Source organism: Rhodococcus sp. A14 (assembly GCF_011603105.1).
Lineage (GTDB): Bacteria > Actinomycetota > Actinomycetes > Mycobacteriales > Mycobacteriaceae > Rhodococcus_F > Rhodococcus_F opacus.
Genome location: NZ_JAAOQS010000044.1, coordinates 22,882 through 47,123, shown reverse-complemented (window position 1 = coordinate 47,123; position 24,242 = coordinate 22,882). Strand labels below are relative to the sequence as shown.

At 68.2% G+C, this 24,242-nt stretch carries 24 protein-coding genes; 12 read left to right on the top strand and 12 right to left on the bottom strand.

Going from position 1 to position 24,242, the window contains the following annotated elements:
• Positions 1-11: 11 nt before the first annotated feature.
• Positions 12-335, top strand: coding sequence for a hypothetical protein (locus G9373_RS22635; protein ID WP_054246494.1), 324 nt, complete (start codon positions 12-14; stop codon positions 333-335).
• A 42-nt stretch (positions 336-377) separates the two neighbouring features.
• Positions 378-989, top strand: a complete 612-nt coding sequence (locus G9373_RS22630) for a DUF6262 family protein (protein ID WP_240482845.1) — start codon at positions 378-380, stop codon at positions 987-989.
• 65 nt (positions 990-1,054) lie between these two features.
• Here G9373_RS22630 and G9373_RS22625 read toward each other — a convergent pair whose 3' ends face one another.
• Positions 1,055-1,726: an FCD domain-containing protein gene (locus G9373_RS22625; protein ID WP_054246495.1), complete on the bottom strand. Its 672-nt coding sequence runs from the start codon at positions 1,724-1,726 to the stop codon at positions 1,055-1,057.
• Between the two features lie 169 nt (positions 1,727-1,895).
• On the opposite strand from G9373_RS22625, the gene G9373_RS22620 reads away from it, so the two are divergent.
• The 5 genes from G9373_RS22620 to G9373_RS22600 all read left to right on the top strand — a co-directional run bounded on the left by G9373_RS22620 (position 1,896) and on the right by G9373_RS22600 (position 7,416).
• Positions 1,896-3,557, top strand: a complete 1,662-nt coding sequence (locus G9373_RS22620) for an alpha/beta fold hydrolase (protein ID WP_054246496.1) — start codon at positions 1,896-1,898, stop codon at positions 3,555-3,557.
• A 27-nt stretch (positions 3,558-3,584) separates the two neighbouring features.
• Positions 3,585-4,889, top strand: coding sequence for an amidohydrolase family protein (locus G9373_RS22615; RefSeq protein WP_054246497.1), 1,305 nt, complete (start codon positions 3,585-3,587; stop codon positions 4,887-4,889).
• A gap of 137 nt (positions 4,890-5,026) precedes the next feature.
• Positions 5,027-5,344 (top strand): WhiB family transcriptional regulator, encoded by a 318-nt coding sequence (locus tag G9373_RS22610; protein ID WP_275948797.1) that lies wholly within the window; start codon positions 5,027-5,029, stop codon positions 5,342-5,344.
• Positions 5,345-5,494: 150 nt separating this feature from the next.
• Positions 5,495-6,700, top strand: a complete 1,206-nt coding sequence (locus G9373_RS22605; protein WP_167116852.1) for an MBL fold metallo-hydrolase — start codon at positions 5,495-5,497, stop codon at positions 6,698-6,700.
• A complete protein-coding gene (locus G9373_RS22600) occupies positions 6,697-7,416 on the top strand; it encodes a sulfite exporter TauE/SafE family protein (RefSeq protein WP_054246499.1) in 720 nt (239 codons plus the stop codon). Before G9373_RS22605 ends, G9373_RS22600 begins: the two co-directional genes overlap by 4 nt.
• Positions 7,417-7,653: 237 nt before the next feature.
• Here the strand turns inward: G9373_RS22600 and G9373_RS22595 are convergent, their stop codons facing one another.
• Positions 7,654-8,721 carry a LacI family DNA-binding transcriptional regulator gene (locus tag G9373_RS22595; protein ID WP_082359759.1) on the bottom strand — a complete coding sequence of 356 codons (1,068 nt, stop codon included), beginning with the start codon at positions 8,719-8,721 and terminating at the stop codon, positions 7,654-7,656.
• 182 nt (positions 8,722-8,903) lie between these two features.
• Here G9373_RS22595 and G9373_RS22590 point away from each other — a divergent pair, with 182 nt between their 5' ends.
• Positions 8,904-9,056: a hypothetical protein gene (locus tag G9373_RS22590; protein ID WP_164709531.1), complete on the top strand. Its 153-nt coding sequence runs from the start codon at positions 8,904-8,906 to the stop codon at positions 9,054-9,056.
• A 9-nt stretch (positions 9,057-9,065) separates the two neighbouring features.
• Here the strand turns inward: G9373_RS22590 and G9373_RS22585 are convergent, their stop codons facing one another.
• On the bottom strand, positions 9,066-9,764 hold the full coding sequence (locus G9373_RS22585) for a GntR family transcriptional regulator (RefSeq protein ID WP_005566256.1): 699 nt from the start codon (positions 9,762-9,764) through the stop codon (positions 9,066-9,068).
• Positions 9,765-9,857: 93 nt separating this feature from the next.
• Here G9373_RS22585 and G9373_RS22580 point away from each other — a divergent pair, with 93 nt between their 5' ends.
• Positions 9,858-10,976: an AbrB family transcriptional regulator gene (locus G9373_RS22580; RefSeq protein ID WP_005258473.1), complete on the top strand. Its 1,119-nt coding sequence runs from the start codon at positions 9,858-9,860 to the stop codon at positions 10,974-10,976.
• A 207-nt stretch (positions 10,977-11,183) separates the two neighbouring features.
• Here the strand turns inward: G9373_RS22580 and G9373_RS22575 are convergent, their stop codons facing one another.
• Positions 11,184-11,672, bottom strand: coding sequence for an FBP domain-containing protein (locus tag G9373_RS22575; RefSeq protein ID WP_005566258.1), 489 nt, complete (start codon positions 11,670-11,672; stop codon positions 11,184-11,186).
• 188 nt (positions 11,673-11,860) lie between these two features.
• Here G9373_RS22575 and G9373_RS22570 point away from each other — a divergent pair, with 188 nt between their 5' ends.
• From G9373_RS22570 to ligD, 3 genes are all read left to right on the top strand, one after another.
• Positions 11,861-13,456 carry a serine/threonine-protein kinase gene (locus tag G9373_RS22570; protein ID WP_005566259.1) on the top strand — a complete coding sequence of 532 codons (1,596 nt, stop codon included), beginning with the start codon at positions 11,861-11,863 and terminating at the stop codon, positions 13,454-13,456.
• Between the two features lie 57 nt (positions 13,457-13,513).
• Entirely contained in the window at positions 13,514-13,948 is a 435-nt protein-coding gene (locus G9373_RS22565) for a PAS domain-containing protein (RefSeq protein ID WP_043789608.1), read from the top strand.
• 115 nt (positions 13,949-14,063) lie between these two features.
• Entirely contained in the window at positions 14,064-15,035 is a 972-nt protein-coding gene (gene ligD, locus G9373_RS22560) for a non-homologous end-joining DNA ligase (RefSeq protein ID WP_005566263.1), read from the top strand.
• Positions 15,036-15,450: 415 nt separating this feature from the next.
• On the opposite strand, the gene G9373_RS22555 is transcribed toward ligD, so the two are convergent.
• The 8 genes from G9373_RS22555 to G9373_RS22520 all read right to left on the bottom strand — a co-directional run bounded on the left by G9373_RS22555 (position 15,451) and on the right by G9373_RS22520 (position 24,236).
• Positions 15,451-16,668 (bottom strand): VWA domain-containing protein, encoded by a 1,218-nt coding sequence (locus G9373_RS22555; RefSeq protein WP_167116849.1) that lies wholly within the window; start codon positions 16,666-16,668, stop codon positions 15,451-15,453.
• A complete protein-coding gene (locus tag G9373_RS22550; protein ID WP_005566267.1) occupies positions 16,665-17,306 on the bottom strand; it encodes an SRPBCC family protein in 642 nt (213 codons plus the stop codon). The genes G9373_RS22555 and G9373_RS22550 overlap by 4 nt, the downstream gene beginning before the upstream one ends.
• Before the next feature lie 12 nt (positions 17,307-17,318).
• Complete coding sequence (locus G9373_RS22545; RefSeq protein WP_005258486.1) at positions 17,319-18,206, bottom strand: MoxR family ATPase; 888 nt, start codon at positions 18,204-18,206, stop codon at positions 17,319-17,321.
• Complete coding sequence (locus G9373_RS22540; protein ID WP_120659605.1) at positions 18,203-19,096, bottom strand: XdhC family protein; 894 nt, start codon at positions 19,094-19,096, stop codon at positions 18,203-18,205. Before G9373_RS22540 ends, G9373_RS22545 begins: the two co-directional genes overlap by 4 nt.
• A gap of 29 nt (positions 19,097-19,125) precedes the next feature.
• Complete coding sequence (locus G9373_RS22535) at positions 19,126-21,528, bottom strand: aerobic carbon-monoxide dehydrogenase large subunit (protein ID WP_005566271.1); 2,403 nt, start codon at positions 21,526-21,528, stop codon at positions 19,126-19,128.
• Entirely contained in the window at positions 21,525-22,109 is a 585-nt protein-coding gene (locus G9373_RS22530; protein ID WP_005258492.1) for a (2Fe-2S)-binding protein, read from the bottom strand. Before G9373_RS22530 ends, G9373_RS22535 begins: the two co-directional genes overlap by 4 nt.
• Before the next feature lie 2 nt (positions 22,110-22,111).
• Positions 22,112-23,017 (bottom strand): xanthine dehydrogenase family protein subunit M, encoded by a 906-nt coding sequence (locus G9373_RS22525; protein ID WP_120659606.1) that lies wholly within the window; start codon positions 23,015-23,017, stop codon positions 22,112-22,114.
• A 76-nt stretch (positions 23,018-23,093) separates the two neighbouring features.
• Positions 23,094-24,236: an XdhC/CoxI family protein gene (locus G9373_RS22520; protein ID WP_054246503.1), complete on the bottom strand. Its 1,143-nt coding sequence runs from the start codon at positions 24,234-24,236 to the stop codon at positions 23,094-23,096.
• Positions 24,237-24,242: the final 6 nt, after the last annotated feature.

The window sequence follows — 24,242 nt, the reverse complement described above, 5'->3', positions numbered from 1 at the left end:
GTCGCAGGCGGATGTGGTCCGGCACCGGGAGGCTACTGGCGGAAGTTCCGCGCGGACGGCTGTCGGGGGATCCGCTGCACAGTACGACGCTGATGCGGGGTTCCCTGGTCGAGGTGCTGCGTGAGTGCGCCGCCCAGGCCCGGGTGCGGATCGTCACCGGCCGCCGACTGGTAGGGACCGAGCCGGCGGGACACGGTATCCGCGCGCTGTTCGCCGACGGTCTCTGGTCGGCTACCCGGTCGGTCCTCGATCCGGGCGCGCCCCGACCCGCCTACAGAGGCCTCTACGGCGTCTCGGGCATCGGCCGACATCCGCCGCCGCGCCACCACGGCTAGGCGGATCGACCTTCGCCATCACCTGAAGGCAGTGCACCAGCCATGAGTACCCCCACCCCGACGGCGATCGCCGGCCTGATCCACTACAACACCGCCAGAAGTGACCAGAAGAAACAGGCCGTCCTCGATGCCCTCGCCGAGCTCCTCGAGCACCCGCAGGCATGCATCAACAAGTCAACCGTCGCCAGGCACGCGGGCGTCTCCCGCGAATTCATCTACGCCCATCCAAACCTGCGCCGGCTCGTCGACACCGCCGCCACTGAACTCCGCAACCACCCAGAGCCAGCCTCATCAGAGCACTCCAGCATCAACGGGCTACGAGCCCAGAACCAGACTTTCGCCACTAAGATCTCCGAGCAGAAAACCGTCATCACGCAGTTACGGGCGACGATCGAGGAACTCCAGCGGCAGCGACAGCACTATCTCGGTAGCGCACTTGTCCACTCCGTCGTCGACGTCGGCGATCACCAACGCCTGCAAGCCGACATGATTGTCTTGCTAACGAGATCACGCCATTACGGCAGCGCACACTCGAACAAGGCCACTTCATCGCCGAACTGCGCGAGGACCTCACCGCATCCCGGCGCGCACACAGAGGACAACGAGCGAAACACACTCTCGAATGCGACGGTTTCGCTCCACGGCAAGAAATGACACCTTGCCTGGACGCCGCAAATGAGCGGTCGACGTTTCGCGGGTGAGTGCTGTGGGTGGTGCGGTCAGGCGTTGTCGCCCAACAGGGTCGTGCGGACGTGCCGCAAATGCGTCCGCATCGCGGTGCGGGCGCTGTCCGGGTCCCGGTCGGCGATGGCGTCGACGATGTCCTCGTGCTCGCCGCAGTATTCGCGGTGCAGCTCGGGGTTGAAGGTGCGTTTCTTCAGTCCGCCCCAGATCGGTTGTTGACGGCTGTCGATGAGGAGCTGGCTGACCCCGATCAGGACGATGTTGTGGGTGGCGAGCGCGAAGCTGTGGTGCAGCGCGGTGTCCCACCTCTCGAACTCTTCCGAGGATCGGGCGCCGTCCCCGCCGCGCAGGCAGCGCCGCATTTCCTCGATGTCGTCGCGGGTCGCCGCGGCCACTGCCAGTGGGAGCAGCTCCGGTTCGAGGATCAGCCGCGAGCTCATGATTTCGCTGGGGCTGGGATGGTTCGCCGTCTCCGGGTCGACGGTCTCCCGCGGGGCGAGGAACGTGCCCCGGCCGACGTAGCGCACCACCGTTCCCCGGTGTTCGAGGTCCTCGAGGACGGACCGGACCACGGCACGGCTGACACCGGCGTCGGCGGCCAGTTCCCGCTCGGTCGGCAGCTTGTCGCCCGGGCCCAACTGCCGCTCGGCGACGAGGGCTTCGATGTGCCGCAGAGCGGCAGCCGTAGGTCCCACAGCCAGGGTCACAACAACTCCTCTCGACGAACCAATTCGAACCAATTATAAGGGCTTGGTTTATAGCTTTCCTGCCAACACTCGGAAAAATCAAGTGTTGACGGTCACAGCATCGGCGACCTATCGTAACCAATACGAACCGCAACCCGGTTTGGTTCACATTGGTTTTACAGGAGGTCTCATGCGCTTCGCGCGGATTCAAGGTAAGAACGGCGCGGTCGTCTGCGCTGTGGACGCGAACGGAGCTGCGCTGCCCGTGCAGTTCGGTGACACCGGTGCCCCAGTGCGCGAGCTGCAGGAGATCATCGCCGGCGGCCGGGCCGCGCTCGGCCGGCTGAGCACCAGCACCCCCGCCGAGGGCGGAAAGCTGCTCGCCCCCATCACCCCGCACCGCAACGTGTTCTGCGTCGGCCGGAACTACTCCGAGCACGCCGCCGAGTTCGCCAAGAGTGGGTTCGACGCGACCGGCTCCGCGGACGGCCAGCACGTTCCGCAGTACCCGGTGGTCTTCACCAAGCCCGCCGCCACGGTCATCGCCTCCGGCGATCCGGTCGACCCGCACACCGACATCACCTCCGCGCTGGACTACGAGGGCGAGATCGGCATCATCATCGGCAGGCGTGCCTCCAAGGTGAGCCGCGACGACGCGATGGATTACGTGTGGGGCTACACCCTCATCAACGACGTCACCGCCCGCGACCTGCAGCGCGACCACAAGCAGTGGTTCATCGGCAAGTCCCTCGACACGTTCTGCCCGCTCGGCCCCTGGGCCGTCACCGCGGACGAGATCGACATCAACGACCTGCAGCTGCAGACCCGGGTCAACGGCGAGCTCCGGCAGGACACCAACACCGCCCAGCTCATCTTCGACGTGCCCACCATCATCGAGACGCTCTCGGCCGGCATCACCCTCGAACCCGGTGACGTGATCGCCACCGGCACCCCGGTCGGCGTCGGTATCGGCTTCGACCCGCCGAAGTACCTGGTCGAGGGCGACGAGGTGATCGTCTCCGCCCCCGGCCTCGGCGAGCTGCGCAACAGCATCGGCATTCCGGCCCCGGTGGACCACCTCACCCCGGCCGGGACCAGCGAGCTGTTCGTGGAGAAGACCGGCAGCGGACCGGCGGTCGTGCTGATCCACGGCCTCGGCGGTGCCACCACCGTGTACGAGCCGCAGGTCGCGACGCTCGCCGAAACCCACACCGTGCTGCGCTACGACCTGTCCGGTCACGGCCGCTCCCCGTTCGCCGGGCCCGCGAGCATCGACAACTGGGTCGAGGAATTGCGCGCACTGCTCGACGCCGAGGGCATCGAGCAGACCGCCATGGTCGCGCACTCGATGGGCACCCTGGTCGCGAACACCTTCGCCGCCAAGTACCCGCAGCGTGTCAGCAAGGTCGCGCTGCTCGGCGCGGTCCGCGCTCAGCCGGAGGCAGCCAAAACCGCCACCCGCGCCCGCGCCCGCACCGTCCGTGAAGCCGGCATGTCCGCCGTCGCCGACACCATCGTCGCCGCGGCGCTGTCGCAGGAAACGCACAGCACCCGCCCGTCGTCGGTGGCCCTGGTCCGCGAACTGCTGCTCGGCCAGAACCCCGAGGGCTACGCGAGCGCCTGCGAGGCCCTCGCCGCCGCCGTCGAACCCGACTTCTCCTCGATCGACGTCCCGGTGCTGCTGCTCACCGGCGACGAGGACAAGGTCAGCCCGGTCGCGGTCAACGACGAACTGCTCTCGATCTACCCCAACGCCCAGAAGCACGTGCTCGACGGGGTGGGCCACTGGCACTCCCTCGAAGATCCCAGTGCTGTCACCAACCGGCTCCAGGAATTCCTGAACAAGCCCTGAGCTTCTCCGAAGAAAGGAGTGGCGACAATGACGTCAGCCAACACCCCCGATCAGTCCATCCTTTTCACCAACGTTCGGATCTTCGACTCCACAGGCTCCGACCCGTACGAGGGTGAGGTGCTGGTCGAAGGCGAACGCATTGCCGAGGTCCGTAAGGGCACAGGAGATCTGCCTCGCGAAGGCGCGAGGGTCATCGACGGCCAGGGCAAGTTCCTGATGTCGGGTCTGTGTGATGCTCACACCCACTTCTCCTGGGTCAACTCCGCCGACCTGCCCGGTCTCGGGACGATGGGCGTCGAGGAACACACCCTGCTGTGTGCCCGGTCGGCGCAGACCTACATCGATTCCGGCTACACCATGTGTGTCGGTGCCGCGGCCGCCAAGCCGCGCCTGGATGTGGTCATCCGCAACGCCATCAACGCCGGCCAGATCCCCGGCCCCCGCTACCTGGCGAACTGTCAGGAGATCGCGGTCACCGGCGGCGCCCTGGTCAAGGGCATCACCGCCTTCGCCGACGGGCCCGAGGAGATGCGCAAGGCCGTCCGGCGGAACGTCGATCTGGGTGCGGACCTGGTGAAGCTGAGCATGTCCGGCGAGGAGATCACCGGCAACCAGCACGCCGAGGACAACTACTTCTCGGACGAGGAAACCGCGGCCGCGGTCACCGAGGCACACCGCCGCGGACTGCGGGTGTGCTCACACGCCAGGTCCGGGGAGAGCGTGAAGATGTCGCTGCGCAACGGCGTCGACATCATCTACCACGCCTCCTTCACCGACGAGGAAGGTCTGGACATGCTCGAAGAGCAGAAGGACCGCATCTTCGTCGCACCCGGGCTGAACTGGCTGGTCGCCACCCTGCACGACGCCGAAGCGTTCGGGTATCCCCCCGAGGCCGCCGAAGCTGCCGGATACCAGCACGAACTCGACTGTGCGATCGAGGCGCTGAAGAAGATGAAGGAACGCGGCATCCGGGTGCTGCCCGGCGGGGACTACGGCTTCGCGTGGACCCCGCACGGCACCTACGCCCGCGACCTGCAGCACTTCGTCGAACTGCTCGAGTTCTCCCCGAAGGACACCCTGCTCTCGGCCACCGCCCTCGGCGGGCAGATCATGCGGATGCCCGACGACCTCGGGCAGGTCAAGGCCGGGTTCTACGCGGACATGATCCTGATCGACGGTGACCCGCTCGAGGACATCACCATCCTGCAGGACCAGTCCAAGATCGTCGGCATCATGAAGAACGGTGTCTTCCACAAGGATCCGGGCTCCGGACAATCCGCGCGCCCGGCCGAGCTCAGCGAAACCCACCGGGGCACCCCCATCCCTGCATAGGAATTGCTGACCGTCGCCGGCCGGTGAGGGCGGGGAGCGTGGCGCACCCACCCCTCCGGCCGGCCACGGACAACCACGTCCGCAAATATCCGTGTGCCCGGCGGCGGACCGTCACCGGGGCCCCGAGGAGAATCACCGTGCCGTCGACTCTGCTCTCGCGGCAGCAAGCCAAGCTGATCGCCGTCACCGAATTCTGGGACTGGCAACTCCACGCCCGATGCCGCACCACCGGTTCGGCCACCTTCTTCGCTCCCGACGGCGAAACCGCCGGATCACGGATCCGCCGCGAGAACGCGGCCAAGAAGATCTGCGGCGGCTGCCCGGTGCGGCCGCACTGCCTCGCCCATGCCCTGAACACCCCCGAACCGCACGGGGTGTGGGGCGGAATGACCGAACGCGAACGCGCCGGGACGAAGAACCCCACCACCGCCCGGTCCGCACCGCTCGCATCCTGAATTACCCCATGCGAACCCCGATCGGCGCACCCGCGCCTCCGGTCTCCGCACCCGCGTCGACACCAACTTCCACGGCCGCTCCGGCAATGCCGCGCTGCGCGCGCCCCTGCCGATGCCCGCCGTGCCGAATTTCAGCGAAGGACTATTTCGATGTGCAACCTCATCCATGAGGCTCACCAACATTCGCTCTCCCGCCGCGGACTGCTCGCCGGCGTCATGGCACTCGGGACCGCGACCGCGCTGGCCGGGTGCTCCTCCGCCGACACCACCTCCGCGGCGAGCACCGGCACCTTCGACTACGTCGACAACGCACGCTCGCACCGCACCCGACTGGCCCTGCTCGGCACCGCCGGCGGACCGATGACCTGGATCGCCCCGCACAACAGCGGCGACAAGACCCGGCACGGGATCGCCTCCGCCGTCGTCGTGGACGGCGCGTTCTACCTGGTCGACTGCGGAATGGGTGTCGCACACCAACTCCGGCTGGCCAACCTCGGCAAGGAGGGCGACTTCCACGGCTACGAGGGCCTGCGCAGCGTCTTCCTGACGCACCTGCATTCCGATCACACCATGGACTACTTCAACATCGTTCTCTCCGGCTGGTACCAGGGCCTGCCCGGGCCGGCACCCGTCGAGGTCTACGGACCCGGTGACCGGGGTGCCCTACCCCCGATCTCCGGCACCACCGACGTCCCGGTCGTCAACCCCACCAACCCCACCCCCGGCACGGTGGACATGACCAACTACCTCACCCAGGCATTCGCCACCGACATCAACGACCGGCTCCGCGATTCCGGTAAACCCAGTCTCGACAAGCTCATCCGCACCCACGACATCCCGATTCCCACCGAAGTCGGGGCCCGGGCCAATACCAACCAGTTCCCGGTCATGGACCCGTTCCTGGTGATGGAGGACGACCGCGTCAAGGTGACCGCCACCTTGGTCGATCACGGCGCCGTCTACCCGGCCTTCGCGTTCCGCTTCGACACCGACGACGGGTCCATCGTCTTCTCCGGCGACACCGCGCCCAATCCCAACCTGATCACCCTGGCCACCGGTGCCGACATCCTCGTCCACGAGGTGATCGACGCCGATTGGGTCAAAGCCCTCTACGGCGAACCGCCGTACAGCCCGGAAGAAGAAGGGTTCATCGAACACCTCCTGCACTCGCACACCACCATCGAGCAGGTCGGCCCGGTCGCCGAGGAAGCCGGCGTAAAGACACTGGTCCTCTCCCACCTCGCACCGGGAAACAACCCGACCGAACGATGGCAGGCCGCGGCCGCCGGCTTCTCCGGCGACCTGATCGTCGGCGAAGACCTGATGGAGATCGGCGTCGGAGAACGCACCAGTTGATCGATAGCGCGCTCCTGCTCGGGGCGGCGGTCGCGGCAGCGGTGATGGTCGGCGCCGTCCTGCAGCGGCTCAGCGGTACCGGTCTCGCGCTCGTCTCCGCCCCGCTGCTCACGCTGCTCCTCGGCCCCGCCACGGGGGTGCTGCTGGTCAACCTCTGCAGCATCTGTTCGGCCGCACTGATCTTCGGTGTCGTGCGCCGCGACGTGGACTGGCGCCGCTACCGGATGCTGACCGCGGCGGCGACCCTCGGCGTCCTACCCGGCGCCGTGCTGGTCGCTGCGGTCCCGGCGTCGTGGCTGGCCCTCGTCGTCGGGGTCAGCGTCCTCGTCGGGCTCACCGCCACCGTGCTGACTCGTCGGCGCCTGCGCCACCACGACGATCGCCGAACCCCGGTAGTGGCCGCGGGTTTCGTGTCCGGGCTGATGAACACCACCGCCGGGGTCGCCGCACCACCGATGACGATCTACGCGCTCGCCACCCGGTGGCCGCAACACGCCTTCGCCGCGACCCTGCAACCGTTCTTCCTCACCGTCGCCGGCCTGTCCCTGATCACCAAACTCGCGTCCGGTGGAGGCGTCCACATCGACTCGAGGCTCGGGCTGACCGCGGCCGCCGCCCTCTTGGTCGGCGTCACGATCGGCAGCATTCTGACCGGACGCGTCAACCCGGCCCAGGCCCGCGGGCAGTCACCTCGCTCTGAGCACCTCGGGCCATGACCGTGCCCATCCCCGGCACCGGCCCTCGAACTTCCTGACCTGCGTCCGTCCCATCGGGTCTGTCCGCTGATGAATCCGGACGCGGATCTCTATCGTGTTCACAACTACAGACACAGCGTCTGCCTCTGAGCGGTGCAAATGAGTGCAGGGGGTACATAACCTCAGCCCACGATCTGGGCACACTGCCCGCGCCGGCCGAGGAATCCCGGCCCGCCGAACACTGACGGCCGCCGCAGGTCAGGACACGCCCGACCGGGATCCTTCCATCGGCTCGGGCGCGGGCCCGGTGGTACGGCGCGCGACGAGCCGCGGGCGGAGGACGGTCGCGACCGATTCGGTCCTCCCCCGGTCCAGCCGCTGGATGACCGCGTCCACCGCCGTGGCGGCCTGCTCCCGCGGTTGCTGATTGACCGACGTCAGATCGATGTGCGCGAGCTGGGCGAGCACGCTGTCGTCATATCCGGAGACCGAGACGTCTTCGGGAATACGCACGCCCCGGCTCCGCAGTTCGCCGATCAGCCCGATGGCACTGCGGTCGTTGGCCGCGATCACCGCGGTGGGAAGCTGCGACCGCCCGAGCAGCGTCTCCGCGGCGACCGTTCCGGCGCTGTCGGTGAAGTCGCCCTCGACGACGTCGATGTCGAGTCCGTGACGACGCATGGCACGGGTGTACCCCGACTTCCGGTCGGCCGCAATCGTGCCCGTACCACCGCTGAGGTGCGTGATTCGGCGATGCCCCAGCTCCACGAGATGGTCGACGACGGTGCCGATCCCCTTGCCGTCCGCTGTGCGCACGACGTCGACGGCGCCGTCTCCGACGCGGCGACCGACCACGACCACCGGTACCCGCTCCCCGAGCGTGTCGAGAACGTCGGTGCCGAGTTCGGTGCCGAGCAGGATCAAGGCTTCGCAGCGGAAATCGAGCAGCGTTTCGACGACTTTCGGTTCGGCGTGCGTGGGAGTCAGCGCACCGAGCACCACCTCGTACCCGTGGTCGTCGGCGGCGGCGACGATGTACTCGACCATCTCGGCGTGGAAGCTGTTGCGAATATCCGCCATCACACCCACGAGGTGGGTCCGCCGGAGCGACATCAGTGCGGCCGTACGGTTCGGCCGGTACCCGAGCTCGTCCGCGACGTCGAGGACCCGCTTCCGCGTCTCGGCACTCGGTCCGGGAACGCGCCGAAACACCATGGAGACCAATGCCTTCGACACCCCCACGCGGTCGGCAATGTCCTGCATGGTCACGGCCTGCCGGGGCATCGGAGCAGGACCACCGCTCCGGGCGTCGTCGTCGCTTCGCATGTGCAGACCCTTTCGCTCGCCGAGCACGAGGCACACCCAGAGTATCCGACATAGACCGAAGTACTAGACCGGGCTACCTACCCGAACGCAGCTAGCCGGCAGGAGAACGCGCGACGTTCGATGTTCTGGGCGCTGGCGAGCACGAGCGCTCCCTGCACGAAGCGGCGGTCGTCGTCATCAGCGTGTGGGAGGGCGGCATCCTCGGACTCGCCGTCACCCTCACAGTCGGACTCCTCGGAGGCCTGCTGTCGCGGGCGTTCACGATCCACGCAGGCGTCCTGTTCATGGGGTACTACGTGGCAGTCCTCAGCGTCCCCGCCATCCTCGCGCTCTGACCGTGCCGACTACGCGGTGACCAGGTCGATGGCGACGGCCGATCCCTGCGGATCGACGACCGCGTCGAGGATGGTCTTCTGCGTCTGGGTCAGGTGCTCGGTGCAGGCCGCGGCAGCCGCCGGTCCGTCGCCGGCGAGGATCGCACGGCACATCGCCCGGTGCTCCGCCAGCGAGACGTCCAGACGGTCCGGGTGGGAGTGGGCGATGTTGCGCAGTCTCTCCGTGTGCGGCCGGAGTTCGGCAATCGATCGGGCCAGTTGCGAGTTCCGGGTGTGCGCGATCACCGCCTGGTCGTACGTTTCGGTGAGTTCGTAGAAACGATCCCGCCGGGACTCGGACGGGTCCTCCTCCGAGATCGCCCCGAGTGCGTCCGCTACCTCGTCGAATTGCTGCCGGGCCGCGGTGTCCCGGCCGACGGCCTCGGCGACCATGCGCGCCGCGGCCGCCTCGAGCAGGATGCGTAGCTCGAACAGGTCCCGAACACTCTTGATGGAGATGGGAGCGACGCGTGCCCCCTGCCGGTCGGTGAGCGAGACCAGCCCGTCTGCTTCGAGCCGAAGGAAGGCCTGACGCACCGGGGTGCGAGACGCCGAGAACCGCGTGCCCACGTCGATAGCACTCAGCGACTGCCCCGGAGACAGGGTCCCGTTCAGAATGTCCTGTTTGAGCTGCACGTATACCTGTTCGCTCTTGCTTTCGCGCGCCATGCATACATCCTAACGTTCACCACCGTATGAGCTAAGGTATACGCTAATGCGCACCATAGAACAGGAACAGCATCCCGAAGTAGGCGTCCACACGTGAACGACGTGCAATCCACCGAACGATCCGTGCCGACGCGCGCGTCCGAACTGCGCCGTCACGGACTTCGGTGGGCCGCACTGATCGCACTCTCGATCGGCGGCTGGGCGCTCGGCGAGAGCGTCGGACTGACAGCGGCCGGTCTCTTCTCGGCTCTGATCGTCGCGGCGACCCTGGCCGTCACCGGCTGGGGCCCGTCCCGCGTGCCCCGCCCGCTGGGGAAGCTTGCCCAGGGAGTGCTGGCGAGCGCCGTCGGACTGATGGTGCACCGGGACACGATCGCCGCCCTAGGCTCGATGTGGGTGCCGGTGGTCTCGATCGCGGCCGCGACTCTCGCGCTCAGCGTGGCGGCCGGCGCCCTCCTCGCGCTGCACCGTGACGTGGACGCGGTGACCGGATCCCTCTCCATGACTGCGGGCGGCGCCACCGGACTCGTCGCGATGGCCCGCGAACTCGGCGGCGACGACCGGGTCGTCGCAGTGGTGCAGTATCTGAGGGTGGCGCTCGTCGTCGTGTCGATGCCGATGATCGTCACGTTCGGCTTCCGCGCGGATACCGGTGCAGACACCGTGACAGGCACCGAGGGCGGCGGGTCCGAATGGTATGTGACCCTGCCATTCCTGGCACTGTTCATCGTGGGCGGCACCGCTGTGGCGTCACTCGTGCGACTACCCGCGCCCGCGACATTGGGTCCGCTGGCCGTGAGTGCCGGGTTCGAACTCGGCGGCTGGAGCGACGCGGTCGCGGTCCCGCCGATGCTGATGACCGCCGCGCTGATCCTCATCGGCTGGCAGGCTGGGCTCGCGTTCGACCGGGCGAGCCTGCGGGCGATCGGACGAATCCTGCCGTACGCGGCGCTGCTCACCTTGCTGGTCGGGGCGGCCTGCGCCGGGCTGGGCGTCCTACTCTCCCACCTCACCGGCGCGAGCCTGCTCGAGGCCTATCTCGCCACCACGCCCGGTGGCCTGGCGGCGGTGCTGGCCGTCTCGGCATCCACCGCCTCCAATGTCACGTTCGTCGCGGCCGCTCAGGTGTTGCGCCTGGTCATCATGCTCGTCACCACCCCGATCATGGCGAAGGTGTTTGCCCACTTCAGTTCTCGGCGTCGACGAGCGTAGTTCGGGAATCCTCTCCGGACAGGACGGTCCCGCTAGCGTCCGGGCCGTCTCGACCGGAGAGGAGTCCCGAACACCCCGAGTCTCGTTGCAGTGTCTCCGAACTCGGGGTCCACCGGGAAGTGGGTTCCTCGAATGTCGGCGCATGGCATCTACCTCCGATTCTTGTCAGCAGCTACCGAGCTGCACGGTGGGTGGGTGTCGGGTCGGTCAGCCGTAGACCCTCGCGATGAAGGCATCGAGGTTGTCGCGGACCCGCGCGATCCGCTCCTCGGGCTCGAGATCCTCGCGGTACTGCCTGCCCAGCGCGGGCGACTTCTTCCGGCGCGCGTAGAGCGAGCAGGCGAGATCGGCGCACATGTAGGTGCCGATCGAGTTGCCGCGGCGTCCGGATTCACCCGACTTGCGCGCGGTCATCAGCGAGACGCCGCCGTTGGCGTGCGTGGTCATGCAGACGGTGCACATCTGTGCGCGGCGATAACCGCCCGTTTCGTAGCGCAGCGCGACGCCGACCAGACCACCGTCTCGCGGCACGACGACATAGCAGCGGCCGGGAAACGACGGGTCACTCCAGCCGAGGAAGTCGAGGTCGTCCCAGGGCCGATCGTCCAGATCCCGAGGGACGGGCAGACGCTTGGCGTCGCCTTTGGAGCAGTTGATGAACGACGACCTGATGTCGCGTTCGGTGACGGGTTCCATGTCGAGGTGAACTCCTTCTGTGAACGGGTTGACAAAGCCACGTGACACTACGGACAGCGGTGAGGTCGAGCAACGGATTTTCCGAACGATCTCTGGCCGCGTCGCGGGTGCGGCGGGTGTCGCGAGCGTCCCAGGACAGCGCGACATCTGCGTGTATCGTGCTGTTTCCGGCTTCGAGGGGGGTGGCAATGGCGGCAGGTACACGGGTCGGCTCGCAGTTCGGGCAATACCATCTCAGGGCTCTGCTCGGACGAGGCGGAATGGGTGAGGTGTACGAGGCGTACGACACCACCAAGGATCGCACCGTCGCCCTCAAGATCCTCGACGTCGACCTCGCGAAGGACCCCACCTACCAGCAGCGGTTCCGACGCGAATCGCATGCCGCGGCGCGGTTGCAGGAGCCGCACGTCATTCCGATTCACGACTGGGGCGAAATCGACGGTGTGCTGTACATCGACATGCGCCTGGTCGTGGGACAGGATCTGCGTTCACTGCTCCGCACACGGGGCCCGATGGGTCCCGCACACGCGGTCGCGATCGTCGACCAGATCGCGGCGGCGCTCGACGCCGCGCACACCGACGGTCTCATCCACCGCGACGTCAAGCCGGAGAACATCCTCGTCACCGCCGGGGAGTTCGCGTACCTCGTCGACTTCGGTATCGCGCACTCGAGTTCCGACCTCCGCCTGACCACGCTCGGCAGTGCCGTCGGCTCCTACGCGTACATGGCGCCCGAGCGGTTCGACAATGCGCCGGTCGATGCCCGCGCGGACGTCTACTCGCTGGCGTGTGTCCTCTACGAATGCCTCACGGGGTCCATCCCGTTCCCGTCCAACAGCATCAGCAGCGCGATCCGCGCCCACCTCACGACGCCGGTGCCCAGCCCCAGCTCGATTCGACCCGACGTGCCCGCCGCGTTCGACGAGGTGATCGCCCGAGGCCTGGCGAAGGACCCCCGCGATCGGTACCCGACGGCCGGCGACTTCGCGGCCGCCGCCCGGTCCGCGTTGACCGCTCGCGAGCGGAGGACCGAACCCGACATCGCGACCCGCCCGGAACCCTCGTCGGGGATGCGGTCCGAACCGACGCGCGTCGACGACCGCGGCCGTCCACCGGTCTACCCGCCGACCGCATTCCACGGCGAACCACCTGCGCAGCCCCCGGCGGCGCCGTATTACCCGTCGACTCCCTACGCCCCGCCGGCACGACGGTCGGTGGCCCTGCCGGTGACGGTGACCGTGCTGGTGATTGCGCTGCTGGTCCTCGGCGGGGTGGTCGGATGGCTCGTGCTGGATCGGAACACACCGGACGCATCCACCGTCGCCGCGGCCACCAGCAGTCAGGTGCGCGCCTCGGCCACAGAGGACGTACCCGCCGCGTCCGCGGCTCCGGCGACGGTCCCGCCTGCCGTGACGACGCCGCGTACGACGACGGCTCCCCCGCCGACGATCGTCGGCGAGGTGTCGGGCGCCGATCGGCAAGGTTTCCTGGCCCCGTCCGACGCGCGCTGCAACTACACCAACCCGGCGGTGTTCATCGGTCGCACCACGAAGTCTCTCGTCGTGGTCTGCGAGACGGGAGTGGGCCGCTACTACTACCAGGGCGTGCGCATCAGCGACGGCGCCGCCATCTCCGTCGACGATCCGATCTCGAGCGGTACCGGCTTCGTGGCCACCGGCGACGGCGGCACCCAGTACCGGCTGACCCCGTCCGCCCTGACCATTGTCAGCGGCGACGGACGGATCCTCGCGACCGAACCGATGGTCGAGTCCGCGCACCGCTGAATCGCCGTCTGCGGCGACAACGGGACGAGCGGTCGGAATCGGTGAGAGTATAGGTCTGTGAGCGCACAGGCAGAGCATGAGGAGAGACGTCGCCCGACCCCGGAAACTCCCTTGGGCTACCTCGAGCAGCTACCCGCCCTCGTCCTGCTCGAACGCCTTCCGGTTCCCGTCCTGGCGGTCGAGAGCGACGGCACCGTCGTCCACGCGAACAGTGCTTTCGAGGAGATGCTGGGTTATCCCGTCGCTTCACTGCGCGGACACCCGGTGTCCGAACTCCTCGCCCTGGACGACGCACCGACAGGTGCCGACGCGGTCGAGCACCTCCGCGAGTCCGACACCGCACCCGTCGACCTCACACATCAGGACGGGTCCCGAGTGCGTGCACTCGTCAGCCGGCCCATTCTCCGTCGGGAGGACGATCCGGTGACCCTCGTCTGCTTCCACGACGTCACCGAACAACTGTGGAACGGCGGCCGGGCGCCCGGCTTCTGACCCCCGCCCCACAGACGCACGGACATTGGCCGGATTCACGCGCTATTGCCTGTGAATCCAGCGAAACCGTCTGCAAACAGGGCGGAAGGGATCGAACGCGGGTTAAGTTGACTGAATGGCGACCGGCAAGAGCAAGGCTCCCGCTGTCGAACTGGAGGTCGGCGACCGGACCGTGCGGATCTCGCACCCGGAGCGCGTCTACTTCCCCGCGACCGGTGCCACGAAGCTCGACCTCGCGAACTACTACCTGAGCGTCGGCGACGGGATCGTGCGCGCCCTGCGCGAACGCCCCTGCATGATGCACCGCTTTCCGGACGGCCTGAGCGGCGAGAAGGTCCACCAGAAGCGGTTGCCGCACGGTGCGCCCGACTGGGTCCAGACGGTGCGGGTGACGTTTCCGCGGTACAACCGTCACGCCGACGAACTGTGCGTGACGCACCTGGCGGATGTGATCTGGGCGGTGCAGATGTCCACGGTCGAGTTCCATCCGTGGAACTCGCGCCGCGCTGACGTCGAACGTCCCGACGAGTGGCGGATCGATCTCGATCCGATGCCCGAGTGCGGGTTCGACACAGTGCAGCGCGTGGCCGGGGTGGTGCACGAGGTGCTCGACGAAGTGGGCGCGACGGGCTGGCCGAAGACGTCGGGCGGAAGCGGCATGCACGTTTACGTCCGGATCCGGCCCGACTGGGGTTTCGGCGACGTCCGGCGGGCCGCGCTGGCCTTCGCCCGCGAAGTGGAGCGCCGGGCCCCGCAGGACGTCACCACCACCTGGTGGCGGAAGGACCGGGATCCGCGCAAACTGTTCGTCGACTACAACCAGAACGCCCGCGATCACACCATCGCCAGCGCGTACTCGGTGCGGGGTGTGCCCGACGCGACCGTGTCCACACCGGTGACGTGGGACGAGATCGACGACGTGGACCCGCACGAGTTCACCATCGCCACCGTCCCCGACCGCTTCGCGAAACTCGGTGACCTGCATGCCGGAATCGACGACGCCGTGTTCTCGCTCGAACCGCTGCTGGAGTGGGCCGACCGGGACGAGGCCGAAGGCGAGCCGGATCCCGGTGGCGCGGAGGATTAGTCGGGGCACTCGGCCAGCGCTGCCGGCGCGGTTTGCCCACAACGCGACACGCGCCCCGACCGTGCGGCCGAGGCGCGTGTCTGGCATGCCGAACTCTTCCCTACCGTGGCGGCGGGGGCGGCGGAGGCGGTGGGTTGGGATTGCAGAGTTGGCAGCCGTCGACCGGCGGTTTGGGAACCGGCGCGTGACAATCGTTCTGACATGGTCTGGCGCCGGCGAATTCGGCCGTTCCCACCAGTGAAATCGAGAGAGCCGCGAGGATCGCCCCGATGGCGACCACGATTCTGGCGGAAGTTCTGGTAGTCGACATTGTGGGTTCCTCCTGTGAGCTGAAGGGCGGTGTGCACCGTCCATAGAGCTTCGGCGAAGGACGGGCCGGCGACCAGGCACCCTCGGGGTGGTATCGCGCCACCCGCTATGCCATCCCGCCGATCACGTCGAGCACGTCGCGGAGCGCGGACACGGAGTGCGCGGGGAGGAAGGCATCGCAGAACGGCAGCGCAGCCGCCATCGATCCGGCGAGCGGCCGGAAGTCGGGGTCACCGGCGCGGGGGTTGAGCCACACCAGTCGGTGGGCGCGGCGACGGACCCTGGTGAGGGCATGCGCCAGGCGCTTCGGGTCGTCGCTGTCCCAGCCGTCGGACGCGATGACCACGACTGCCCCGCGCAGCGCGTTGCCGTGCGGGGACGCCAGTAGTTCGCTCACGCTGCCCGCGATGTGGGTGCCACCGAATCTGTCGACCACCTTGTCGTTCGCCTTACGGACCGCGGTCTCGGCGCTGCGGTGGGCGAGCACGGGCGTGAGCCTCGTCAGCGACGTGGAGAACGCGAACACCTCCGGCCTGCCCGCGGTCTGGCGTTGCACCGCCGCCCGCATCAGATGGAGATAGATCGCGGCGTACGGCTGCATCGACCGGCTCACGTCGCACAGCATCACGATGCGCCGCGGGCGGTTCCGGGGACGGCTCCGCGCGAGAACCACCGGTTCCCAGCCCGTGGCCCTCGACCGGTTCATGGTGGCGCGCAGATCGATACGCCGGCCGCGGCGATGCACTTCGCGACGCCGGGTGCGGCGGGACGGCCACGCGGCGGTGGCCTGTTCCAGCCAGGATCCGAGGAGCCGGAGGTCGCCGGCGTCGAATCGGGCGAAGGGTTCGTCGGCGCGGGCCACGAGCCTGCTGGGCAGGGTGTCCGGCACGGCGGTGAGCGCGTCGTGAAGGTCGTCCTCGCCGCTGTCGTCGCCACCGGTCATCATCGGTCGTGTCATCCACGGCACGCCCTCGACGTCCTGCGCCTCACCGGGCCGGTCGCGACCGTCGCGGACACCTGCGAGGGCCTTCTCTCGTCCCGCCGCGGCGCGTCGCGCGTGCGGATCCACGGACAGCACGGCGTCATCGAAGACCGCGGAGAACACCGCGTCGAACGACGCGAGGTCGTCGACGCGGTTGACCAGGGTCAGACGCGCCGACCAGTACAGCCGCGACCGCGAACCCGCCGGTGACAGATGAAGCGCCTGCACGAACACCGCGGGGCCACTTGCCGAGACGACGACACCACGGGAGCGCAACCGGGCGACGAGTGCCACCGCGAACGCCGCGAGATCGACGCCCCGCAGGACGCCCGACGCGCTCATCGCCTGCGGCGGCCCACCACGAGGACGACCACGATTCCCGCGAGGATGGCAGCGAGAATGGGGGCGTACCGTTTCCACGCACCCGCGCCGGACAGCGCCAGAAGATCCAGCGGCGCCGGTTCGGCGGCAGGCGGGGCCACGGAGAGGTTCGTGGTGCCGGCCGCCTCGGGCTCGGCCGTGGCCTGCTCGGCGGGTCCCCCGGCGAGCTTCGCTTCCAGCGACTCCGCGAACTGCCCCATGAGTTTCTCCGACACCTGCTGGATCATTCCGCTGCCGAACTGCGCGAGTTTGCCGACGATCTTCATGTCGGTGTCCACGGTGACGCGGGTGCGGTCGCCCACCTCGTGCAACTGGGCGGTGATCGTCGCGGACGCGTTGCCGGAACCGCGCGAGTCCCTCCCGCGGGCGTCGATCACGGCGCGGTGCTCCTTCGGATCGCGCACGACGAACGCGGCCTTGCCTTTGAACTCACTGGTCACCGGGCCGACCTTGACCTTCACTTTCCCCAGGTAATCGTCACCCTCCCGCCCGGTCATCTGAGCTCCGGGTAGCAGGGGGGCAACCTCCTCGAGGTCGCTGAGCACCTCCCACGCCTGCTCGATCGGAGCGCTGACGGTGAACTCGTTGGCGATCTTCATGGCAGTTGCCTCTCATCCGGTGGCCAGGCCGTGCGCGTAGTCCGCGAATGCGTCCTGAACTATTGTGCGGTCGTCCGGGGTCTTCGCGAGGGCACTCAGGCTCTGGATCGCGTCGTCGCGAACCAGATCGGCCACCCCCAGCGCCGCGAGGGCGGACACCCAGTCGATCGTCTCGGCAATTCCGGGCGGCTTGTCGAGATCGAGTTCGCGGGCCCGGCCGACGAAGCGGGTGGCGTGCTCGATGAGGGGCGCCGCCGCCGCGGGCACCGTGCGGCGCACGATGGCGGCGGCCCGCACCGGCTCCGGATAGTCGATCCAGTGGTAGAGGCATCGTCGGCGCAGCGCGTCGTGGAGGTCGCGGCTCCGGTTGGACGTCAGCACGACGACGGGGTGATGTTCGGCCGTGAACGTTCCCAGTTCGGGAACGGTGACCGATGCCTCCCCCAGGAATTCGAGGAGGAGTGCCTCGAACTCGTCGTCGGCTCGGTCTATTTCGTCGATCAGAAGTACGGGCGGGGTCGGTCCCCGATATCGCACACAGTGGAGGATGGGACGTTCCAGCAGGAATTCCTCGGTGAACAGGTCGTCCTCGGTCAGGCCGTCGCCCCGCGATTCGGCCAGCCTGATGGTGAGCAACTGCCGCTGATAGTTCCAGTCGTAGAGGGCCTCGTTCGCGGTGAGGCCCTCGTAGCACTGCAACCGGATCAGCGGGGCGCCGAGGACGGTCGCGAGAGCCTTCGCCGCGGTGGTTTTGCCGACTCCGGGTTCGCCTTCGAGCAGGAGCGGGCGGCGCAGGGCTGCCGCGAGATACAGGGCCGACGCGGTTCCGAAGTCCAGAAGGTAGTCCTCGGCATCGAAGCGCCGGACCACGTCCCCCACGTCCTCGAACGCCTCCGTCATACCGCTCCCGTCTCCCGCGCGAACGAGGTCCGGCAACCCGGGCCGCAGAACCAGAAGTCGGCACCGTCCCGCCGCAGGTGGGCGGTATCCGGCCCCACCACGACTCGCATCCCGCACACCGGATCGACCGCCTCGGTCACCGCCGCCCGCGGATGCGAATCGCCCTCGGGCGCGCGAAGTCCCGCGGTCCGCAGTTCCTGCACCAACTCGGCCGCGATCGACACCGCGATCTCCGCCGACGTCCGCGCCCCGATGTCGAGACCGACGGGGGTGTGTACCCGCGACCGTTCGGACTCGGTGAGACCCAGGGTGTCGAGGATGGCCCCACCGCGTGTTCGGCTGGCGACGAGCCCGACATACCCGATCCCGGCGTCGAGCGCCGCACGGATGACCTCCCCTTCGGGTCCGCCGTGGCCGGCGAGCACCACCGCCGTGGTGCCGGAGAACTGCTCGAAACCGGCGTCGTCGTGCTCGACGGTGAATCCCAGCAGTTCCGATATGCCCCCCAACGCCTGCGCGATCGGCGTGGTGCCGAAGATCCGCACCAACGGGGGTGGCAGTTGCGGCTCCAGGAAGATCTCCATGGCGCCGCCGGACAGGCACGGATTCACCACGACGGACGCGCCCGGAGTCTCCGGGAATTGCACGGCCCCGTCGGGAAGGACCCGCAACAGCACGCTCTCGTTGGTCGCCAGCGCCCCCAGGGCGGCCGTGCGCACCGAATTCTGCGCGCACTGACCGCCGACGAAACCCTCGATCGTGCCGTCCTGCAGGAGGATCGCCTCATCGCCGGAATGACTGGACGTGGGCGGCTGCACCCGCACCACAGTCGCATGGACGAACGGCCTGCGGTCGCGCGCCAGTTGCGCCGCACGCTCTTTCAGATCCATCGGGCCTCCTCGCAGCCGACGGGCGACATTCAGATCGGGGGTGTCGCGCGGCCCTGCATGGCCTCCCACACCCGGGACGGGGTGAGCGGCATGTCGGCGTGCCGGACACCGAACGGGGCGAGCGCATCCACGACAGCGTTCACCACGGCCGGGGGCGATCCGACCGTCGCGGACTCGCCGATGCCCTTCGCGCCGATCGGGTGGTGCGGCGACGGGGTCACGGTGAATCCGGTCTCGAGCTTCGGAACCTCGAGCGCGGTGGGGATCAGGTAATCCATCAGTGATCCGCCGAGGCAGTTGCCGTCCTCGTCGAACTCGATGATCTCCATGAGTGCCATGCCGATGCCGTCGACGATGCCGCCGTGGACCTGCCCCTCGATGATCATCGGGTTGATGCGGGTGCCGCAGTCGTCGACGGCGAGGAACCGCCGCACCTTCACCACGGCGGTGCCGGGATCGATGTCGACGACGCAGAAGTACGCGCCGTAGGGGTACGTCAGATTCTCGGGGTTGTAACAGATCTGCGCGTCGAGTCCGCCTTCGATGCCCTCCGGCAGGTCGCCGGCGCCGTGTGCCCGCATCGCGATGTCCTGGATGGTCACCTTGGCCGAGGGATCGCCCTTCACATGGAATTCGCCCTTCTCCCATTCCAGATCCGCGACCGAGGCCTCGAGCATGCCCGAGGCGATGATCTTCGCCTTGTCCCGCACCTTGCGGGCCACCAGCGCCGCGGCCGCCCCCGACACCGGTGTCGACCGGCTGCCGTACGTGCCGAGCCCGAACGGCGTGTTGTCGGTGTCGCCGTGCACGACGTCGATGTCGTCCGGTGGGATCCCCAGTTCCTCCGCCACGATCTGCGCGAACGTCGTCTCGTGACCCTGCCCCTGGGTCTGCACCGACAACCGCACGACGGCCTTGCCCGTCGGGTGGACGCGCAGTTCGCAGCCGTCGGCCATGCCCAGGCCCAGGATGTCCATGTCCTTCCGGGGTCCGGCACCGACGGCTTCGGTGAAGAACGACATGCCGATTCCCATCAGCTCGCCGCGTTCGCGGCGTTCCTTCTGCTCCTCGCGCAACTGCTGGTAGCCGATCATGTCCATGGCCTTGCGCATGGTGGTCTCGTAGTCGCCAGAGTCGTACACCCACCCGGTCTTGCTGGTGTACGGGAACTGTTCCGGCCTCAGCAGATTCTTCAGCCGCAGTTCCGCCGGATCCATCTTCAGATCGAACGCCAGGCAGTCGACGAGCCGCTCGACCAGATACACGGCCTCCGTGATGCGGAACGAGCAGGCGTACGCCACCCCGCCGGGCGCCTTGTTCGTGTACACCGCCGTCATCGCGCAGTGCGCGGCCTCGATGTCGTAGCTACCGGTGAAGACGCCGAAGAAACCGGCCGGATATTTCACCGGGGCCGCCGTGCCGTTGAACGCACCGTGATCCGCCAACACCTTCGTGCGGATCGCGAGGATCTTGCCCTCGCTGGTCGCCGCGATCTCGCCGACCATGATGTAGTCGCGTGCGAAGCCCGTGCTCATCAGGTTCTCGCTGCGATCCTCCATCCACTTCACCGGTTTGCCCGTCACGAGCGACGCCACGATCGCACACACGTATCCCGGGTAGATCGGGACCTTGTTACCGAATCCGCCGCCGATGTCCGGAGACACCACCCGGATCTTGTGCTCCGGGATCCCGGAGACCAAGGCGTAGATCGTCCGGTGCGCGTGCGGGGCCTGCGACGTGGTGTACAGGGTGAGCTTGCCGGACACCCGGTCGACGTCGGCGATCGCACCGCACGTCTCCATCGGCGCCGGATGCACCCTGGGGTAGACGATCTCCTGCTTCACCACCACGTCCGCCTTCGCGAACACGGCCTCGGTCGCGGCGGCATCGCCTGTCTCCCAGTCGAAGCAGTGATTGTCCGTCTTGCCTTCGAGGTCGTCGCGGATCACCGGCGCATCGGGCGAGAGCGCGGCGCGCGCGTCGACGACGGGATCGAGCATGTCGTATTCGACGTCGATCAGTTCCAGCGCGTCCCGGGCCGAATACCGGTCCTCGGCGATGACGAACGCCACCTCCTGGCCCTGGAAACGCACCTTGTCGGTGGCCAGCACGGCCTGCACGTCGTTGGACAGCGTCGGCATCCAGGCGAGGTTCTTCGCGGCGAGGTCGGCGCCCGTCACCACTGCCGTCACCTTCGGGTGTTCCTGCGCCGCAGTGGTATCGATGCTCACGATCCGCGCGTGCGCGACCGGCGACCGCAGGATCGCCAGGTGCAGCATGCCGGGGAGGGTGATGTCGTCGACGTAATTTCCGAGCCCCCGGATGAAGCGGGGGTCCTCCTTGCGCAACATGCGACCGTGGCCGCAGGGCTTCTTGTCGTTGTCGACGATGTCGGCGCCGCCCGACGGCGGACGGGATTCGACGGTGGTCATGATGCACTTCCGGTGGGTGCGTGTTCCTCGACTGTCATCGGTGCGCCCTCGGCGCCCCGTGTCTTGTCCTCCTGGACCTCCGCGTCGAAGTCGCCGGCCGGTTCCGGCTCGGCGGCCTCGCCCGCCCGATGGTCCGCCGCCCACTGGATCGAGCGCACGATCGTGGTGTACCCGGTGCAGCGACAGATCTGCCCGGAGATCGCTTCCCGGATCGTGGCCTCGTCCGGGCTCTCCTCCCGGTCGAGCAGTGCCCGCGCCGTCATCATCATGCCGGGGGTGCAGAACCCGCACTGCAGTCCGTGGCACTGCATGAAGCCCTGCTGGACGGGATCGAGTTCGCCGTCGTGTTCGAGGCCCTCGACCGTGCGGACGTCGTGCCCGCTCGCCATCGCGGCGAGCATCGTGCACGACTTCACCGGATCGCCGTCCACGGTGACGACGCACGTGCCGCAGTTGCTGGTATCGCAGCCCCAATGGGTCCCGGTCAGGCCCAGCTGGTCGCGGAGAAAATGGACCAGCAGCATGCGCGGTTCCACCTCGGCGCTCACTGCCTCGCCGTTGACGGTCATGTTCACCTGCATGGCTATGCCTCTTCTCCGGTCGGCTCGTGCTCCACGTCGCTGCGGAGCACCCGGTCGACCGCTGTACGGAGTGTGCGGATCGTGAGTTCGGATGCGAGATGGCGTTTGTAGTCGACGGTGCCGCGTGCGTCCGCGACGGGCTCGCAGGCCTGCGCGGCCATCCGCCCGGCCTGGGCGAACGCCTCCTCGGACGGGGGACGTCCGGTCAGGTAGTCGGCGACATCCGAGAGTCCGGACGGATCCGGGTTGACCGCGGTCAGGCCGACAGCGGCCCGGGCGATCTCGCCGCCCTCCACCGTGACGGCCGCTCCGGCCGCGGTGACCGCCCAATCTCCGGTCCGCCGTTCGACCTTGGCGTACGCACTGGAGCTGTGACCGTGGACCGGTATCACGATCTCGATGAGCATCTCGTTGTGTGCGAGCGCCGTCTCGTACGGTCCGACGAGGAACTCGGACATGGGGATCTCGCGGCGCCCACCGGGCCCGCGCACCACGCAGGTGGCGTCGAGAACAGAGCAGACAGTGGTGAGATCCTCGGCCGGATCGGCCTGGCACAGAGATCCGCCGATGGTCCCGCGGTTGCGGACCACCGGGTCGGCGATCACCTTCTCCGCGTCGCGGAAGAGTGGGACCGCCGCCGCGAGCTCGTCCGATTCGAGCAGCCGGCGGTGCCGCGTCATCGCACCGATCCGCAGCCTCGACCGCTCGGTCGTGATGTAGCCGAGTTCGCCCTCGAGGTCGTTGATGTCGATGAGGTACTCGGGATTGGCGAGGCGAAGTTTCATCATGGGGAGCAGGCTGTGGCCGCCTGCGACGAGGCGGGCTTCGTCGCCCAGCCGGTCGAGCAGGGCGATGGCGTCCTCGACGCCCGTGGCACGCTCGTATTCGAAGGATCCTGGTACTTGCATTATGACCTACCTCACAAACGTGGATGCTCTCAGCCTCCGCAAGAACCGACGGTCCGTCAACCCCGGGTGAACCGCCCTAGTCGACGCAGAAATCGACGGGTTCCTCGTGGTGGATCCGACCGCTCGACTCCGCCAGCGGGCGCCCCGTGCCACCCCACCGGCGGGCGATGATCTCGGCGGCGATGGACACGGCCGTCTCCTCGGGTGTCCGGGCGCCGATGTCCAGGCCGATGGGGCTCGACAGCCGGTCGAGCTCGGTGTCGGTCAGACCGGCCTCGCGCAGGCGTTCGCGCCGGTCCAGGTCCGTTCTGCGTGATCCCATGGCACCGATGTAGGCGACGTCCGGGAGGCGCAGCGCCGTCTCGAGGAGAGGAACGTCGAACTTGGGGTCGTGGGTGAGCACACAGATCACGGTCCGGCCGTCGATCGCCTGGGCCTCGGCCTGGGCAGCGAGATACCGGTGCGGCCAATCCACCACCACCTCGTCGGCCGTCGGGAACCGCGCGTGCGTCGCAAACACCGGACGGGCGTCGCAGACCGTCACCCGGTATCCCATGAAGGCGCCCTGCCGGGCCACCGCGGCAGCGAAGTCGATGGCCCCGAACACGAGCATGCGCGGCCTCGGCGCGTAACTGGCGACGAACACCTCCATGCCCTCGCCGCGACGCTGACCGTCGGTTCCGTACGTCAGGACCGTGCTGCCGCCCGCCGCCAAGAGGCCCCGGGCGTCGTCGGTGACCGCGGAATCGGCCCGGTCCGAGCCGAGCGAACCGCTCACGTGCTCGGGCCGGACGACCAGCCGGCGCCCCACCCGAGCCGCATCGGGGTGCGCCACGACGGTGGCCACCGCGACCGGCAGGTGGTTCTCGATGTCCCGGGCGATCTCACCGAGCTCCGGAAAATTGTCCCGCGACACGGGCTCGACGAAGATGTCGATGATTCCACCGCAGGTGAGACCCACCTCGAACGCGTTCTCGTCGCTGATCCCGTACCGCTGCAGCACCGGCGTGCCGGACGTCGTGACCTCGGATGCGAGTTCGTAGACCGCTCCCTCGACGCACCCGCCGGACACCGAACCGGACGCGCTGCCGTCGGGTGCCACGACCATCGACGCCCCCGGCGGTCGCGGCGCGGAGCGGAACGTGCGGACCACCGTTCCGACACCCGCCGTCCCACCCGCGGTCCACACCGCCATCAGGTCCGCCAGCACGTCGCGCATCAGCAC